General features: G+C 48.7%; 15 protein-coding genes. 3 read left to right on the top strand and 12 right to left on the bottom strand.

Annotated features, from left to right (window positions below):
* Positions 1 to 2: 2 nt before the first annotated feature.
* A complete protein-coding gene (locus tag KO512_RS14355) occupies positions 3 to 563 on the bottom strand; it encodes a class I SAM-dependent methyltransferase (RefSeq protein WP_215953037.1) in 561 nt (186 codons plus the stop codon).
* 109 nt (positions 564 to 672) lie between these two features.
* Between KO512_RS14355 and KO512_RS14350 the strand changes: the two genes are divergently transcribed.
* Positions 673 to 903: a hypothetical protein gene (locus KO512_RS14350; protein WP_252735028.1), complete on the top strand. Its 231-nt coding sequence runs from the start codon at positions 673 to 675 to the stop codon at positions 901 to 903.
* Positions 904 to 945: 42 nt separating this feature from the next.
* Here KO512_RS14350 and ydiJ read toward each other — a convergent pair whose 3' ends face one another.
* On the bottom strand, positions 946 to 4,005 hold the full coding sequence (gene ydiJ / locus KO512_RS14345) for a D-2-hydroxyglutarate dehydrogenase YdiJ (RefSeq protein WP_215953036.1): 3,060 nt from the start codon (positions 4,003 to 4,005) through the stop codon (positions 946 to 948).
* Between the two features lie 106 nt (positions 4,006 to 4,111).
* Here ydiJ and KO512_RS14340 point away from each other — a divergent pair, with 106 nt between their 5' ends.
* A complete protein-coding gene (locus tag KO512_RS14340) occupies positions 4,112 to 5,089 on the top strand; it encodes a LysR family transcriptional regulator (RefSeq protein WP_215953035.1) in 978 nt (325 codons plus the stop codon).
* Here KO512_RS14340 and KO512_RS14335 read toward each other — a convergent pair whose 3' ends face one another.
* From KO512_RS14335 to KO512_RS14305, 7 genes are all read right to left on the bottom strand, one after another.
* A complete protein-coding gene (locus tag KO512_RS14335) occupies positions 5,090 to 5,650 on the bottom strand; it encodes an acyl-CoA thioesterase (RefSeq protein WP_215953034.1) in 561 nt (186 codons plus the stop codon).
* A 71-nt stretch (positions 5,651 to 5,721) separates the two neighbouring features.
* Positions 5,722 to 7,536 (bottom strand): SLC13 family permease, encoded by a 1,815-nt coding sequence (locus KO512_RS20515; protein ID WP_215953033.1) that lies wholly within the window; start codon positions 7,534 to 7,536, stop codon positions 5,722 to 5,724.
* A gap of 69 nt (positions 7,537 to 7,605) precedes the next feature.
* Positions 7,606 to 8,493: a DMT family transporter gene (locus KO512_RS14325; RefSeq protein ID WP_215953032.1), complete on the bottom strand. Its 888-nt coding sequence runs from the start codon at positions 8,491 to 8,493 to the stop codon at positions 7,606 to 7,608.
* 86 nt (positions 8,494 to 8,579) lie between these two features.
* Positions 8,580 to 8,987, bottom strand: a complete 408-nt coding sequence (locus KO512_RS14320) for a GNAT family N-acetyltransferase (RefSeq protein ID WP_215953031.1) — start codon at positions 8,985 to 8,987, stop codon at positions 8,580 to 8,582.
* Between the two features lie 29 nt (positions 8,988 to 9,016).
* Positions 9,017 to 9,886 (bottom strand): AraC family transcriptional regulator, encoded by an 870-nt coding sequence (locus KO512_RS14315; RefSeq protein ID WP_215953030.1) that lies wholly within the window; start codon positions 9,884 to 9,886, stop codon positions 9,017 to 9,019.
* A gap of 174 nt (positions 9,887 to 10,060) precedes the next feature.
* A complete protein-coding gene (locus KO512_RS14310) occupies positions 10,061 to 10,381 on the bottom strand; it encodes a chaperone modulator CbpM (RefSeq protein WP_215953029.1) in 321 nt (106 codons plus the stop codon).
* A complete protein-coding gene (locus tag KO512_RS14305) occupies positions 10,374 to 11,327 on the bottom strand; it encodes a DnaJ C-terminal domain-containing protein (protein WP_215953028.1) in 954 nt (317 codons plus the stop codon). Before KO512_RS14305 ends, KO512_RS14310 begins: the two co-directional genes overlap by 8 nt.
* A gap of 547 nt (positions 11,328 to 11,874) precedes the next feature.
* On the opposite strand from KO512_RS14305, the gene KO512_RS14300 reads away from it, so the two are divergent.
* Positions 11,875 to 13,011 carry a PLP-dependent aminotransferase family protein gene (locus KO512_RS14300; protein WP_215953027.1) on the top strand — a complete coding sequence of 379 codons (1,137 nt, stop codon included), beginning with the start codon at positions 11,875 to 11,877 and terminating at the stop codon, positions 13,009 to 13,011.
* Positions 13,012 to 13,236: 225 nt separating this feature from the next.
* Here KO512_RS14300 and KO512_RS14295 read toward each other — a convergent pair whose 3' ends face one another.
* From KO512_RS14295 to KO512_RS14285, 3 genes are all read right to left on the bottom strand, one after another.
* Positions 13,237 to 15,783, bottom strand: a complete 2,547-nt coding sequence (locus KO512_RS14295) for an MFS transporter (RefSeq protein WP_215953026.1) — start codon at positions 15,781 to 15,783, stop codon at positions 13,237 to 13,239.
* A 157-nt stretch (positions 15,784 to 15,940) separates the two neighbouring features.
* Entirely contained in the window at positions 15,941 to 16,360 is a 420-nt protein-coding gene (locus KO512_RS14290) for a hotdog fold thioesterase (protein ID WP_215953025.1), read from the bottom strand.
* Between the two features lie 101 nt (positions 16,361 to 16,461).
* Complete coding sequence (locus KO512_RS14285) at positions 16,462 to 17,244, bottom strand: TSUP family transporter (protein ID WP_215953024.1); 783 nt, start codon at positions 17,242 to 17,244, stop codon at positions 16,462 to 16,464.
* Between the last annotated feature and the right edge of the window lie 30 nt (positions 17,245 to 17,274).

Genomic DNA, 17,274 nt, shown 5'->3' with positions numbered 1-17,274 from the left:
CGCTATTTAGCGACAAAAAGGTAACGGTCAAAAACCGATCCCTGTAACTGTCCATTATCATAGGCCTGTAACGATAACTCAGGCAATGCCTGACTGAGCGCATCAGCCTGCAAACAAAACCGTTCAGGAAAGCCGGTTTGCCGATGGTGCTCAACATTAAAAGTTTGAATCAATAACCGAGCAGCGGGTTTCATACGCTCTGATAGCTGCTGTAACAGCGATGGCTCAGGCAGGTAACGTAGTATCACGATATTATCGAATTCGTCATCCAAAGGCTCTAAAGCCTCTGTCGCAGACAGGTCAATCTCCCGCGTTTCAATATCAAGATGCCGCTCAGCAGCAAATCCCTGTAAGCGCAGCAAACCTTCAACCGCAAAATCAACAGCGACTACCTGATGCCCTTTTTCAGCAAGATAGAGACTCGCGGCACCATCACCACAGGCCAGATCAAGCGTTCGACCCACCGGTAACAATGCCAGTGATGCTTGTAGTTCTTGAGGCAGGCTAGGAATAGCGCTGCTTTTATCCAGGTAACGATTGTTCCAGAGATCCGCTCTACTCATTGGTGTACAATCCTTAAATTCGTTTATTCAAAAGACCAACGCTTATCAAAGCAACTAACATCCTTGATGTTCGTGACTTTGCCCCAACCAAACACCGGATCGACACATAATGGAAAACTATCAATACATCATCGTAGTTCTGTTTATTGTTCTGGCGTTTGCCCCCGTCACCTGGCAAGCCATTCAGCGACGTAAACTCAATCCACCGCCGATGGCCAGTCATGACCGCAAACTTTATCGACTCTGGCGTTCGGATCCACAATCCTATGAGCGGCAATATGGCGCAATGGACAAACAATACCAGCTGGCTCAGAAGGAAAAAAAACGGACAACACACTAGTCATCCGGTTTCATTGTTAACTCATCAACTCATCAGTCCTGATTAGCCTTGTTTCACCAAGGCTAACAACGCCTGTATCGGATGTGGCAACTGCTTATCATCCAACCGCTTCACCTGACTACGGCAAGAATATCCACTGGCGACTAACTTACCCTCATTGGCAGGATCATTGACCACCTCATGCCAGCTCAGATCATAAATTTTACGCGAGGTTTCATAATTTTCGCTTTCGTGGCCATAGGTTCCTGCCATGCCGCAGCAACCAGTCGCCTGCAGTTCCAGCGATTGCCCCAGTGCCTGAAAGATCTGCTTCCAATCGGTCATTGAGGCCGCCGCAGAGGTTTTCTCAGAACAGTGAGCCATCAGCTTAAATTCATGGTTAGACAAGCGAGCGCCCGTTTCAGCTAACTGGTCTGTATGCCTAGCGAGCCACTCCTGAATCAACTCCACCTTAACTTGCTGGCGCGTACCATCATCGACGTATTCTTGGCGATAGGTCAGAGTCATCGAAGGATCGACCCCCACCATCGGAATGCCACTGGTGGCGAGCGTCTGCAACATCTGAGTATTCGCATCGGCGGCTTTATTAAAAGCGGCTTTAAAACCGTGTACGTGCAGTGGTTTGCCGTTCGGTTTAAAGGGTGCCACCAGTACATTGAAGCCGGTACGGTTAAGCAGATCGATCACATCCAGCACCAACTGGGTTTCAAAATAGCTCGTAAAGGCATCCTGAACAATGATCACCGACCGTTCACGCAGATCCGGCGTAATCGCCGAGAGGTTATCCGGTGTTGCAAATAACACACCTCGCTTATCCATGCCCTGCTTGAGACTATTAGTGCAGATTGGCGGGCTATCCATCATGCCGACCCAGCGACGAAAGACCGCTTTCATCAGCGTGTTATTCATCATCCAGTTATATGGCGCGGGAAAACGGGCCAAATAAGGGATCATAAACTCCAGCCCACCGACCATATAATCCTTCATCGGACGTAGGTAACGACTGTAATAAGCCTCGAGAAAACGGGAACGGAAATCCGGCACATTCACTTTGATCGGGCACTGGGCAACACAGGATTTACAGGCCAGACAACCCATCATCGCTTCATGGACTTCATTGTTGAAGTCGTATTCTCCCTGTTTCTTTTTCCAGCTATTCTTGATCCGCCCCGGCAAACTGCTCATAAAGGAGCCATAACGCGCTTTACGCCCTTCCGCTACAATATCGACGCCCTGCAGGGACATCAGCCGTAACCATTCACGAATCAGAGATGAGCGCCCTTTAGGGGAATGTTTACGTTCCCGAGTGGCTTTCCAAGAAGGACACATCGCATCCTTAGGGTCGTAGTTATAACAAGCGCCGTTACCGTTACAGAACATCGCCTGTTTATACTCATCGCGTGCTACCGCCGGAATCTGCCGATCATGCTGGCCGCGGGTCGGTACCGCATCGATTTTCAACAGCTCAGCGCCATCGATCAGCGGCGTACAGATCTTACCGGGGTTCAGCTGGTTAGCTGGGTCAAAAGCACCCTTAATGACCTGTAGTTGAGGGTACAGTTCACCAAAGAAGGCTGGCGCATATTCAGACCGCACTCCTTTACCGTGTTCGCCCCAGATCAAACCATGATATTTCTGTGTTAGGGCAACTACGCCATCGGAGATCACCCGAATGAGTTTCTCTTCCACCTCATCCTTCATATCGATCGCTGGACGTACATGCAACACCCCAGCATCCACATGACCAAACATACCGTAGGCCAAATTATGGCTATCTAACAACTCACGAAACTCTTTGATATAAGCGGCTAAGTTTTCTGGCGGTACAGCCGTATCTTCGACAAACGGAATCGGCCGCTGTTCGCCTTTACCATTACCCAGCAAGCCGACGGACTTCTTCCGCATACCCCAGATTTTGCTGACCTCAGCAGCGCCCATCACCACGGAGTAACCGAACGATTGACCAGGCTCGCCTGAAACACTGTCCAGATAGCTGGTCAGCTTGGCGATCTTCTGCTGCAGTTCATCCTCATCATCACCGGTATACTCGACGAGGTTGATCCCCTGAATCGTCGGCTCGCCTTCCGCTTGGGGGAAGTACGCTTTCACGCTATCCCAAACGATATCGTTCATCGCCAGATTGAGTACTTTGGAGTCAACCGTCTCAATAGAGGTGGGCCCCCACGCCATTAGCTTGGCAGCATCTTCGAGGGAGTCCTGAAAACCGGCATATTTCAGGTTCACCAAAGCGGAATATTTGGGAATGGGTAAAACATTGAGCTTCGCTTCCGCAATAAAGGCCAATGAGCCTTCGGCACCGCAAAGCACCGAATTCAAATTAAAACGCCCTTGTTCATCACGGATATGTGCCAGATCATAGCCCGTGAGACAGCGATTGAGTTTCGGAAACTTAGCATCGATCAGTTCACGGTGTTCAGTGAAGACCTGATCAACCACCCGATGCACCTCTCCCACTCGATCATCACGCTGCTTAATCTGTTCCAGGGTTGCATCATCTAATGGGGCTGAATGCCACAGAGTACCATCGAGAAACACCGAACTGAGTTCCAGCACATGATCTCGGGTTTTACCGTACATGCAGGAACCCTGACCACTCGCATCGGTATTAATCATGCCGCCAATGGTCGCTCGGTTGCTGGTGGATAGCTCCGGTGCAAAGAATAACCCGTAAGGTTTGAGTGCCGCGTTCAACTGGTCTTTTACCACGCCCCCCTGCACTCTCACCCAACGCTCTTCGGCGTTGATTTCAAGAATCTGATTCATATGCCGGGAAATATCGACAATCAGGCCATCGGTTAACGATTGACCGTTCGTACCCGTACCGCCGCCGCGAGCACTCAAGACAACTTCTTTGAACCTTGGCGTCTCAGCGAGACGGGCCAACACCACTAAATCATCAACGGTGCGCGGAAAAACAACGCCCTGAGGCAACACCTGATAGATACTGTTATCCGTCGACAACACCACTCTGCTTGCATAATCAGGATTAATTTCACCTTTAAAACCATTGATTTTTAAGACTTCTATAAAATCAAGATAGAGCTGTTCAGTAATGTGTACTTCGGCTATACGTGGAATCATCGATTCAACCTGTTACGTCTGGCATATAAATAGGTGGTCATAATGCAGAAATATCATTTATCATTCAAACGATAAAATATAATTAATTAATAGTTTAAAACGATAAATGAATACAAACCTATCGATTCGACACCTACGTGCCTTCGCCGAAGTGGCTTATTGTGGCAGCTTTACCCAAGCCGCCAGCCGGCTACATCTGACCCAATCGAGCCTCACAGCAACCATTAAACAGCTGGAGCAATCGGTCGGTTTAATCCTGTTCGATCGCACCACACGGCGGGTATTGTTAACGCTGCAAGGAGAGCAGTTTCGCCCCGTGGCCGAAAAACTGATTTCTGATTTCGATACCGCGATCGGCGACCTACAAGCCATTGCTGGGCAGCAACAGGGACAGGTGGCTATTGCCGCCTCACCTTCGACCATTAGCCGTCTGCTACCACCGGTGATCGACGATTATCGTCAACAATATCCCGACATTGCTATCTCATTGCGAGATGATAGTGCCGGACAGATAGAGCAGCGGGTACTCGATAATGATGTGGACTTTGGTATTGGTGCCAACCACTCGGGCCATCCGGAACTCAACTATCAGCCGGTACTGTCAGATCGTTATGGGGTAGTTGTGCCCGCCGCCCACCCTTTTATGGGTGAATCCAGCATTCAATGGCAACAGTTAATTCAAGAGGAGTTGTTATTTCTGTCGGCCGATACGGGAATTCGCGCACAGCTCAACCAATTCCGCCAAGCAGGTCAGTTACTGCTGTCAGATCAAAAAGCTATTTTAGAAGTATCTAATCCGGCGGGACTTGCAGCGCTTATTCGCCAAGGCATCGGCATTTCAGTGCTGCCCGCGCTGGCTGCCAGCACCGAATCATTTAAGGAGTTACGCTTTATTCCACTGATTGAACCGCTGATGCGACGAGAGGTCTGCTTAGTTAGCCGTAAGGGCCGTTCCCTCAGCCCCGCGGCATCGACCCTGCTAAGCTTGGCCCGAGAGCATTTTATTAGCATGCCATTACCGCCCTACTTAGAAAGCATTACGCCAGAGCATCCAGCTAACAGCAGCACAACACCTACGGCCTAATCAGGATTGATTAATACGGCAATGTTCTCCATCAAGGGACTTAATCTCGGTGGCTAGGTCGAGATTACGGCGGATCTTTTTCATCTCAGCACGGTGTGATGATTTAAGCTGCTTACGAATACGTCCCTCGATAAAACGCTTAATCTCCCGATCATCTTCGAGGATTAGACCGGGCACAGGAATCGGCGCACGGGTATCCTCATCCATTGCTACCATGGTGAAATAAGAGGTATTGGTATGCTTAACAATGCCCAGCCGAAAATCTTCTGAGATCACTTTAATACCGATCTCAAGGGATGAATTCCCAACATAGTTAACCGAAGCCGATAGGGTTAGCAGTTCGCCCACTTCCACCGGATTAAGAAAGTTAACCGAATCGACCGAAGCCGTGACGCAATAACCCTTAACGTGGGACGCCGCACAGGTATAAGCGATCTTATCCATCAGCGAAAGAATCACCCCGCCGTGAACTTTACCGCCAAAATTCGCATAAGAAGGCACCATCAGCTCTTTCAAAACCGTTTGCGATGCCTTAACGGTACGGTATTCACGTTCACTCATTATTCACTAGCCTATAAAATAGTTATCTGATCTCAGGGCAGATAATACAGACTTCATTTCAAAATACAGACCTAAAATGGAAAAATTATCGGCGTCATCACCAAGGTAATTATCATCGACATGAGCTGCAACGGTAAACCCACCTTAACAAAATCGATAAAACGGTAATGCCCTGGCACCAATACCAGGGTGTTAACGGGTGATGCGATAGGAGTAGAAAACGCCGTTGATGCCGCAATCGCGATGGTCATCATAAAAGGCTCAGGGCTTAGTCCGAGTCCCTGTGCAATCGCAATGGAGATGGGTGCGATCAACACCGTAGTCGCCGTATTGGAGATAAATTGGCTCAGCACTGAGGTCAGCACAAACAACGCCGCACAGATCAGAATAGGAGCACTTTCGCCCAATAGCGCCAGCAAAGCAGAGACTATTAAATCCAGCCCACCGCTTTTTTGCATTGCCAAGGCCAGTGGCAACATCCCGGCAATCAATACCAGACTACTAGCATTCAACGATTTATAGGCTTCGTCTATCGTAAGACAACCAGAGAGAATCATCGCCATGGCTGCCAACAGGATAGCCGCCAAGCTCGACAGAACGCCGCTTATCATTAGCCCCAACATCAGCAGCATAATGATCAAAGCAACCGGTGCGCGCCCCCAACGGGCTGAGGTTTCGGTCATCTCGGCTGGCGCTTCCAGCATGACAAAGTTATGCCGCTCCTCCAATGCCTCGATATAGCGCCAGCCTCCGGCCAAGAGCAAAGTATCACCAAACTGTAACGTCTCACCATCAAAGCGGGTCGCTAGCGGCTTGCCCGCACGTAACACCCCAATCACACTGAGATTATATTGTTCGCGAAAACGACCACCCTTAATGGTTTTACCGATCATCGGTGAGCGACCATGTAACAACACCTCAGCGACACCGAACTCTTTATCCATACGAGTACGCTCTTCTGCGGGGAAACCTAAAAACAAACAGCCGGTTTCAATACAGAGCTGTTCAATCCCTTCCGCTTGACCATAGGCTAGTAGCACATCACCACTTTCTATCAGGGTTTCGCTGAGTACCGGCATCAGCGATGAAACCAATTTGCCATCTCGCCGAATCGCAAACACGGTCACCTCAAAACGGGTTCGCAACAGTAGATCAGAAACTGAATGATGCACCAGCTCAGAATCTTTTCTGACCCGCAAACAGTGAAGACTATCTTCGATGCCATAGCGTTCAGCAAACTCTTTTAAACGAGGGTGCACCGTTGACCGCACAGCGGTATCGGGAAGTAATCGGGGGGCAATATAAACAAGATATAGGGTACCAAAAACAAGAATCACGGCACCGATAGGCGTGAAATCAAAAAAACCGAATGGCTCAAGTCCCGCGGCATGGAGTTGGGTACTGGCCACCATATTAGGGGGCGTGCCGATTAGCGTCATCATACCGCCAATCAATGAGGCAAAAGATAACGGCATCAACAGATGGGAGGGTTGAAGCTTGGCCGTCCGGCAGATACTGAGCACCACAGGGATAAACAAGGCCACCGCTCCCGTGGAGCTCATCACCGCCGACATACCCGCAACAACCGGAATAAGCACCAACAAGACGCGTTTCTCGCTCTGCCCACCCATACGCATAATCCAGCCACCCACCGCCGCGGCCACACCGGTACGAAACAACCCTTCCCCGACTATAAATAAACCGGCAATCATCACGACGAGTGATTGACCAAATCCAGACACGGTTTCGGCGGGTGTGATAATGCCGGACAAAGCCAAAACCACCACAACCATCATGGCAACCATATCCATGCGGATACGGTCCCAGATAAACAGGCCGATCGTGGTTAGCAGTAGCGCAAAAACAACAATAATATCAGTATTCACTTTGCCCCCATGTGCTTCGATATCCCTATTGAAGCCCTACCGCTACCCTGTCGCACTCATGGCGCCTCGTCAGGCTAGTTCTCGTCTACCGGGTTTCAACACTAAATAAACACCGAAAACCGTTACGAAAATGGCCCCCACTTGAATCCAACTTAATGCTTCACCAAAGAGCAACCAAGCTTCCACTGAGGTCACCGGCGGCACCAGATAAAAGTAACTGGCCACCCGTGCTGACTCACCTTCACGAATCATAAACATTAACAGTAATATCGCCGAGATCGACAAGCCAAACACTAGCCAGCCGAGAGACAACATCAGCGTCATATTCCACTCAACCTGACGCTCTTCAAACACAAAGGCCAATACTCCCATGAGCATCGCCGTTGACAGGTACTGCCAGATCGCGCCGGTCAGTAGATCAACCTGACCGCCAAACTTTTTCTGATAAAGCGTGCCGACTGAAATAGCCACCAAAGCAATCAGCACTGACACAATGGCTTCAGGATGTATCACCAACGCCTCGCTCTGTTGTCCATTTAAGAGAATTAGCGCCACCCCGACCAACCCTAGAAACAGGCCCGTCCACTGGACCATTCGCAATCGCTCTCCCAACCACTGCCAACCAATCAACGATGTTAACAAGGGCTGTAAGCCAACGATAATCGCCGTAATACCGGCCGGCATATCCCACTTAATAGCTGCGAAGACTCCTCCGAGGTAACAACCGTGCACCAACAGTCCGGTCACAGCTTGGTGCCCACCTTGCTTAAGCGATGGCCAGCGAGAGCGGTAGACTAAGGCCAGTGCAAAAAACACCACCAGGGTCATCAGCACACGAACGAATAACAAATAAAACGGTTCGATATAGGGCAACGCATACTTCGCACCGATAAAGCCAGTGCTCCACAGCAGCACAAACAACAGAGGGACTAAACGTGTTAAACGGGGATAGCTCAAGCATTTCACCTGTGAATCAAACCGCTCTATGACGGCTATGCAGAATAAAAAACTAGCCTTCAGAGAGCTAGTCGTTACATGAGGGACTAATGATCCGTTCCGCTGTAGATCCACATCGGTTCAGTGTCACCCGCACGGCAAAAGCCCAGCGCTTGATAAAAACCGACGGCGGCACCATCGGCAACCAGCATATGCTGATGAAATCCCTGATAGGGTTGTTGTAACACCCCCATCATTTGTTTAGCAACCCCTTGTCTCTGATATTCAGGCATCACTAGCAAGTGCGGATAATAAACTACCAGGTGACCATCGGAGATCGCATTACCCAAACCGATCAGTTGACCATTGAGTCGAGCCGTCACCAAGGTATGCGAACCCGCCAACGCCGCCATTAATTGTGTCGGCTTATCCGCGGCCGCCCAACCGTTAGCGCGATAAAGTCTAACGACTTCGGCCTGCTGCGGTAAATCAGTCCGACTGACCACTATATTCATGCTAAATTCCTTAAGTTAAACCCGTCTGTTTAATAGAATGAGACTGGCTGATAATAATACAACTCAAACTGTTCCAGTGGGTCGATAAACTGATTACGTTGATATTCGGTAAACGCAGGTGATGCGCCGATTTTCAAGCCCGAATTAGCCAACCATTCATCCTGCAACCGATTAATCCAAGGCAGCAGTTCGCCATATTGGCCGGTAAATTTAAAGCGTGCATGTAGCCCCCCTGGAATCAACATTGAGTTGACCATTCCGCGACGAGGAACAGCGCTATCAACCCCTAGGCAGGCAACGTAACGGCATGACTCTAAAGGCGTCCAAGCAGGATTGGAATGATGTAAACCGATCTGATGAGTGAAGGGCCGATGCTCAGCCGCAGCCCAAGCTTGAAGGATCTGCCAAGCCGAGCGGATTGAGCGGTCATAGCCTAGATGCCGAACATACGCGACCGGTTGATCTGATAACTCAATAAGATCCGGCTGAGGTAGCGGCAATGCAGCCACGCGTTTGGCTCCTGCCGCGATCTCAGGATCGCTTAGATAGGGCTCCCGTCTAAACCGCTCCTGTTGTCGCCAACGTCCAGGGGTAACACCAAATTGTTCAGTAAAAACACGGGTAAAGGATGCTAAGGAGTTATAGCCACACTTCAAAGCGATATCCCGTACTGTCGTTAATGGCTCAAACATCAAGAGATTGGCCGCATGCTCTAAACGGACGCGACGAATATAGCGATGCAGGGATTCGCCTGTTACTGTTTTAAATAACCGATGAAAATGCTGCTCTGAATAGGCAGCGACACGCGCTAATCCAGCACCCGTTAATGGCGCGCTCAGATCACGATGAATCCGATGTAAAACATCATTAATACGCGCTTTTTGCTGAATGCTGGGCATAGGCTATTTTTTTATATTCAAAAAGGTAGGGGCGGTAATGATCCTCCTTTTTTACACCGGCTAAGAGCAGAAGTAATGCCCCTTAAATGCAAGAAATCTTGCTATATCGCATTAAAGGGGCTGGCAGACAACGACGTCAATTTAGACGCGCAAAGACCTGCTCGTTAAATCTCATTAACGTAAATCAGTTACATCACTGACAAAGCGATCCAATTGATTTTTTAAACAGGCATTTTCTCTCAACAAAGCATCTTTTTGCTTCAGTAGGTCAATGACTATCGCGACCGATACCCAATCTATATCAAGGTCATGATATAGCCGTATCGCTTTCTTCATCCAATGAACGCTGTTTAACTCAAATATCCAGTCATTGACGTCTTGGCCAGCGAAGGGTTCGGCAATCCCGTGCTCAACGACCTCAAGCACCATGGTTTCGGTGATCCCTTCCTGCACGCATAACTCTTGTAATGACACTTTCAGCACGATATCAGACATTTGGTTTCTCCCATTCAGTTCTGGGATCAAAAGCTGAGATATCAGACAACGATTGCCACAACGCTTTTGATTCTTCATTAGTATGTTCGGGAATGACTATCTTAAAGATAACATACAGATCGCCAGTGCCATTTTTCATTGGCAAGCCTTTGCCTTTAATACGTAATTTTTGGCCCGATTGACTATTGGGTGGCACGCTTAAACTAATCTTGCCAGTCAGTGTAGGCAGTTTAACTTTCGCCCCTAATGCCGCTTCCCAAGGCGCAATAGGTACGGTTATTAGCAAGTTATGCCCTTCGACATCGAAGATAGGGTGAGGCACAATTCGAATATGCAGGTAAAGGTCACCGTTAGGCGCATCACCTTGCCCAGGTGCTCCCTGCCCTTTTAAGCGAACCCGACCACCATCTGAAACACCCTTGGGAATTTTCACTTTTAGTGATTTTTTAACTTCTGTTACCTGACCATTGACATAAGCAGGTATGCGATATTCGATGGTTTTTTGTACATCGGAGATAATATCTTCCAGAAACACCGGCATCTCAACCTCAACATCCTGCCCACGGGCAGCCGATTGCTGAAAGTCGCTATAACCTTGAAAACCGCTACTACGATTCCCTCTATTGCCAAAAGCAGAACTGAAAAAATCAGCAAAATCACCTTCAAAGTCAGCAGATGACTGACCCCGTTGCCGACCTCTTGGCTGTTCAAAGCCTTGATCTCGCTGCCCGCCATAGCGACGTAACTCATCATACTCAGCCCGACGTTCAGCATTCTTTAAGACTTCATAGGCCTCGGCGACTTCTTTAAATTTATCTTCCGCGCCCGCTTCTGGATTCACATCAGGGTGATATTTACGCGCTAGCTTACGATAGGCGGCTTTTATGGTTTTGCCATCCGCATCAGGCTCAACCCCGAGTAATTTGTAATAATCTTTAAATTCCATAATACCTTCCAGGTATACCATTGCGTCATGCAACACTATTCTGACGCTATTATTGTCAACACTATAAACCTATTGTAAAAACGATAGCAGGTTAAAATAGCTGGCTGATAGGCCAATAATCCTTTTAACACCGACGGGTGCCGACATCATGCTCCTAAAACACGTTATGTTCTCTATTCATCATTAGGAGCTTCTATCATTGTAAAACCATAGCGCACCGGTTGCATAGGCTTGCACGCTTAGGGTATCTCATAAATAGTGGCTAATTTCGTACAACTTGAGCCGAATCAATGTGTCGCGCTATCGCGATTCATTTCAGCCACCAACCCCACTCATTAACAACATCTGTATCGCTTAGAAATCCAACAAAAAGCATAAACAGATAAATATTAAAGCATAAATAGATAACTCTGATTTTCTCCTCAAGCATACACTCAGATAAGCGCTCAACAGCTCATTCCAAACGATACCCTCTTATCGCTCAGAATTAACGCTCACGACCACTCAACCCATTTATTCAATAGCACTACCCCACCAGGAAAGGATCATGAAGTTTGCAAGATACGCAGAATCCCTAGATGTTTCTTATATAAGGGAGATTCTCTGCACCGCCGGACAACCGGGAATGATATCAATGGCAGGTGGCCTACCCGCCTCCTCTTTACTACCCGTTGAACTGGTCCGCGCGACTTGCGACTCTCTGGCGGACAACCCTCAGCTGTTTCAATACGGTAATAGTCAAGGCTATGGACCACTCATTGAAACCCTAAATCAAGCGTCGCCCACCACTAAACCCTGGTTAATCTGTAACGGCAGTCAACAAGCACTCGACCTGATCGCTCGCGCACTGCTAGAGCCCGGTGATAAGGTTATTGCAGAAGTACCCGCCTATCTTGGCGCACTGCAAGCTTTTCAATTAACCGGTGCGGTGGTCTGCCCCTTAACCAGTCACACCACTGGACCAGATCTGAATCAGCTAGAAGACTACTTTAAAGCGGGAAATATTAAGCTGTTTTATAGCGTACCTGATTTCCACAACCCGACCGGACGGGTATGGTCAACAGAGACTCGAATCGCCGTCGCCAACTTATGTCGTCACTATGGTGTAACCCTCGTTGAAGACGCCCCATATCGGGAGTTGCGCTTTGCGGGTGAGCAGTTGGGATCACTCAGTGATCTTTGCCCCGAGCAGAGCATCAGCCTTAAGTCATTTTCTAAGATCGGCTTTCCGGGCCTAAGAGTCGGTGCGATGAGCGGCCCTGCAGAATTTATTGCGATCGCAGAAAGAATTAAACAAGCCACTGATTTACATACCGGGATACCGCAGCAGGCCATCATCAATGCGTTACTGAATCATCCAGAGTTCCCTGACCACCTAACTCGCCTGCGTCGTGGTTATCAAGATCGCTATCAACATCTAAGTTCGGAATTAACTCAGCAACTGGGTGACCGAATATCGTTCGATACCGTCGAGGGTGGGATGTTTATTTGGATTACGCTAACCGAGGGAAATGGCAGCGAAGTCGCTGCGCGAGCACTGCAGCAGAAGGTGGCCGTGGTACCGGGTGCTGCATTTTATCCTGCCGGCAGCAATCAAGAAGACCATTCCTTGAGGCTCAATTTTAGCAATACCGATCCAGAGCTGTTTCCTGAAGCGGTCGCCCGCTTGGCGCGTGCACTCTAAACGCGATATTTCACGATCTATGTAAATCAAACATAAAAAAAGAGGATCAACCTAAGGGTTATTTACCCGCCGGTTGATCCTCTTTCTGTTCAACAGCCTACCGCTACCTGCTAGCGTTCAACTCTCGATTAAGCCTACAAATAAGCTCTACTAATAAGCCCTACTAATGAGCCCTATTGTTCAGTCATCTAATTAACCGTCTTCAGTTAATAGCCAATCCTCATATTAGGGACTGGGACTCGGACTATCACTATGTTTATCGATCGAATTAACCCATTCTCCTTCACGGGATTCATCACCCGAACTAATAGCATCCACCACATCGGACGCCGCTTCAGGAATCGTTTCAAGCACAGCAACGGCTACTTCTTCGGCATTTTCCGGCGCGACTTCACTCAGTCGGTTCACCAGTTCGACCGCATCATCAACCTCACTGGTTGAATCATCACTGACACTGGTATCCTCTTCCTGATAACTCTCATGTAGCAATCGAGCAACTTCTGCGGCGACATACTGCGCACTTTCCGGCACGGCCTCGACAATTTTCACCGCCAGATTTAATGATGTCTCAGGTGATAGCTCAGACATCCGCGTTAACCATTCAATCGCTTTCTGATGCGCTTCTTCGTCACTATCAACATCGGCATCAGGCTCATCTTCAGTCGGTGCTTCGCTCTGCTCAGTATCGTCCGTGTTGTCGGTTTCATCGGTATCGTCTGCCGCTGAGAGGTACTCCTCAGTGACCTCATACATCGATTCAGGCACCGCTTCAACAACAGTTGCCGCCACATCCATGGCTTGTTCAGGTGCCGCTTCTGATATCCGAGACACCCACTCAATCGCATCCTGATATTCACTTTCATCACCATCATCACTTGTATCGCTGGTTGATGATTGCGCTGATGTTTCCCCAGTATCATTGGCCGACTCAGGCTCATATCCCGCCATATATTCTTCAGTCATCGCGACCGCCGTTTCAGGAACAGATTCGGCCATGGTCACCGCGATATCCAGCGCCTGATCAGGATTAGCTTCCCAGAGTTCGGTCGCCATATTCAGAGCATCTGACTCACTGGTGTCGTCTTCCCTATCCGCCGGACGAATCGATTCACGCTCTTCGGCAATCAAACGGGCATAATATTCTGCCACCTGAGTCGCCGACTCCGGCGCCGAGTCCACCGCAATCCGCGCCATCTCGATACGTTTATCCGGAAACACCCGACCCACTTCGATCGCCACCGGAACCACCTGCTGGGGATACCATTCAGCCAACCGAGCCACAAGATCTGCCGCCAGTTCTGGCTTCGCTTTAACAATCGCTTGAGTGATGTCCAAAATATCAGAAGGCGCAGCCTCCTTCATCACCTCATACAGGCGTATTACGTCAATACCCGGAACCTTCGCCACGGCTGCGGCCACTTCGGTACCTTTTTCAGGGTTCTTCTTGGTTAATGCTTGGGCCATTCTTACCGCGGCGGCAGGATCAGATTCTGCGATAACCATCGCCAGTTCCGCCTCAGAACTTAACTTCGCTTCAGGCTCACTGTATTCCATCCGTGGATCAAGATGAACCGTGGTTGACAGCGCTTCACTTTGCATAACAAAGTCTTCCTGATCCGCCACCGGCAATGCCTTTCTGACGGTCATACGGTACAGAGTGAACCCCGCCAAGAGCGTCTGCGTCAGCGCAATACAGTAAAAAAGACTCGCACTACCATAGGCTTCCATCACTAACGAAGCGCTATAGGGACCGATAGCGCCGCCAAGACCAAACGCTAAGATCATACTACCCATGGCCGCGACCATTTCAGTTTTTTTCAGCTTATCGAAGGCTTCCGCCACACTCAGCGGGTAGTAACAGGCAACAATACCCGAGGTCACACCGCAGATAATAAAGAGTGCCAATCTCATTTCCATCGCGGCCAAAGGCACAATCGCAATTGCCAGCAAGGAAGAGACCAGTAACAATCCTAGTAAAACTGATCGACGGTCTAACCGATCCGATAACATTCCTACGGGGAACTGCAACAAAAACGCCCCCAAGACGGCGCAACCCATGAATAGCGATAGTTGAAAACCCGTGATGTGGTATTCAGCAGCAAATACTGGCAACAGGTTAAACAACGCCGAATACACCGCGCCAGATGTTAAGCAGGTCACCACACCCAGGGGTGAAATCCGAAATAAAGAGATGATCGACATCGACGCGACGGTTTCAATAATGGGCCCTTTGGAACTACTAAATAAGACCGGCAGCGTCGCTAGACAGAAAAGAATACCCACCAAAACAAACAGCGTGCTATCAGAAGGATCAGCCACCCCCATCAAGAACTGCCCACAAAACAAACCGGTCATAATACAGGCGTTGTAGACGGCCAGCATTTTACCACGGGTCTCTTCGGTTGCCGTGTCACTGAGCCAGCTTTCCATGGCGGTTAATAGACTCGCATGACTAAAGCCAAGCACAACCCTTAACACCCCCCAAAGCATCGCATTGGTATCCAGCGTAAAACTCAAAATACAGATCGCTTCGATAGCAAGGCAACCGGCAAATACCCGAATATGGCCAACCCGTTTAACTAACTGCTTACTGTAAATGGCACCCGCGAACATCCCCACAAAATACATGGAGAGCACTAGACCTATAGTGTCTGTCGATATGCCTTCGAGTCCCATCCTTGATGGCACCAGAATATTCATTAGACCAACACCCAAGTAAAGAATAATGCAGCTACTAAACAAGGCGATTAATGATAATAGGGTTTTACGCACGAAGCTTCTCTCTTCAACTGGCTTATTAAACAGCTGAAATTTAGGTTAAAAAAAATAAAAAAAACCGGCAAATAAGCCGGTTTGTTAGTTCGCCAGTCTATCACCCAAAATAGACCACTTATACCCTTTTAAAGACAATTTAAGGTTAAATTTTGTACTAGTTTTGTAAAACGGCCATCGTTAACCGAGAGGCGCAGACACCCTTGCCATTTTCATCAACAATACGGATATCCCAAACCTGTGTCGAGCGGCCAATATGGATGGGAGACGCGGTGCCATAAACAAAACCTGAACGAATGCCTGATAGGTGATTGGCATTGATTTCAAGCCCCACACAATGATGTCCCGGCTCAGCTGCTAATTGAGCCGCCATGCTGCCAAGGGTTTCTGCTAACACCACCGACGCGCCACCGTGAAGCAGCCCCATCGGTTGATGGGTACGACTATCGACCGGCATCGATGCGCAAATAAAATCATCGCCGATCTCAGTAATTTCAATGCCAAGATGATCAACCAAGGTGTTCTTCATAAAGGACTGTAACGCCTCAATGCTCATCTCTGTTTTCCAAATGCCCATATTACCCCCTCTAAATTGACCACTCTACCCCGTCGCCTCACTGGGAAAAATGGCATATCCCCGCAATTTAATGACAACAGCGCGCAATGCCTATCGCGCCCTTACATCATGATACGCACGAGTCCTAAGCTACTGACTAGGATGAGTACCGTACCCAACACCCGGTAAAAAACCCGAGTATCAGCACTCATCAGCTTATTATGTACCTGCTGTCCAAAAAGATGGCCAATATAGGCACAGGGTAATAACCAGATATGGTGAATCAGTTGTAAATCCACCCCTGCAATCACAAAAGAGCCTAGCTTGATCAGTACCAGAATAAACCAGAGGACAAACAGCGTATCCCTTAGTTTTTCACGACTAACGTGGGCGGCAAAAACCGCCGCAATTAAAGGCGCACCAATCAGTGATGTCCCGCTAACATAACCACCGAGCACTAAAAACAGGATATCCAGCCCCCTGCTATTACTCTTAAAAGGCCGATTGAATGCATAACTTATGGCATAGGCGATAACAATCAAATAGATGATGCCACTCATCAGTGGACCCGGCAGTGTCAACAAACCAAGAATGCCGATCATTTTAGGGATAATCATGATCATCATGGCATAGCGTAAATACCGCCAATCGATGGTAGAAGCACTTTGTTGTTGCTCAATCGCCGCCCGTTGCGTACGCCGCTGACTTTGCCAAGTGATCAATAATGAAAAAACCATCAGATGAACACCAATAAGCGGCAGAAAAATCAGTGGGTCATCAATGATCAATAAGAGAAAGGGTAAGGTTAGCACCGAGCCGCCAAAGCCTAGTCCCGAACGAATAAAACCGCTCCAGATAAACAGCAAACCAATCAGTACATATTGATAGAGTTGTAAGTCAGCCATGGTGGACCTTTAGTCGGCGATTAAAATAGA

The sequence above is a fragment of the Amphritea atlantica genome (assembly GCF_018860855.1).
GTDB lineage: Bacteria > Pseudomonadota > Gammaproteobacteria > Pseudomonadales > Balneatricaceae > Amphritea > Amphritea atlantica_A.
This window is presented reverse-complemented; position numbering and strand designations above follow the sequence as displayed.

What these genes read in the sequence shown, in the direction of transcription:
- KO512_RS14315 (WP_215953030.1), bottom strand. Translation starts at nt 9,886, where the DNA reads ATGCCCAGCATTCAGCAAAAAGCGCGTATTAATGATGTTTTACATCGG.
- ydiJ (WP_215953036.1), bottom strand. Translation starts at nt 4,005, where the DNA reads ATGATTCCACGTATAGCCGAAGTACACATTACTGAACAGCTCTATCTT.
- KO512_RS14320 (WP_215953031.1), bottom strand. Translation starts at nt 8,987, where the DNA reads ATGAATATAGTGGTCAGTCGGACTGATTTACCGCAGCAGGCCGAAGTC.
- KO512_RS14355 (WP_215953037.1), bottom strand. Translation starts at nt 563, where the DNA reads ATGAGTAGAGCGGATCTCTGGAACAATCGTTACCTGGATAAAAGCAGC.
- KO512_RS14305 (WP_215953028.1), bottom strand. Translation starts at nt 11,327, where the DNA reads ATGGAATTTAAAGATTATTACAAATTACTCGGGGTTGAGCCTGATGCG.
- KO512_RS14300 (WP_215953027.1), top strand. Translation starts at nt 11,875, where the DNA reads ATGAAGTTTGCAAGATACGCAGAATCCCTAGATGTTTCTTATATAAGG.
- KO512_RS14350 (WP_252735028.1), top strand. Translation starts at nt 673, where the DNA reads ATGGAAAACTATCAATACATCATCGTAGTTCTGTTTATTGTTCTGGCG.
- KO512_RS14340 (WP_215953035.1), top strand. Translation starts at nt 4,112, where the DNA reads ATGAATACAAACCTATCGATTCGACACCTACGTGCCTTCGCCGAAGTG.
- KO512_RS14290 (WP_215953025.1), bottom strand. Translation starts at nt 16,360, where the DNA reads ATGGGCATTTGGAAAACAGAGATGAGCATTGAGGCGTTACAGTCCTTT.
- KO512_RS14335 (WP_215953034.1), bottom strand. Translation starts at nt 5,650, where the DNA reads ATGAGTGAACGTGAATACCGTACCGTTAAGGCATCGCAAACGGTTTTG.
- KO512_RS14285 (WP_215953024.1), bottom strand. Translation starts at nt 17,244, where the DNA reads ATGGCTGACTTACAACTCTATCAATATGTACTGATTGGTTTGCTGTTT.
- KO512_RS14310 (WP_215953029.1), bottom strand. Translation starts at nt 10,381, where the DNA reads ATGTCTGATATCGTGCTGAAAGTGTCATTACAAGAGTTATGCGTGCAG.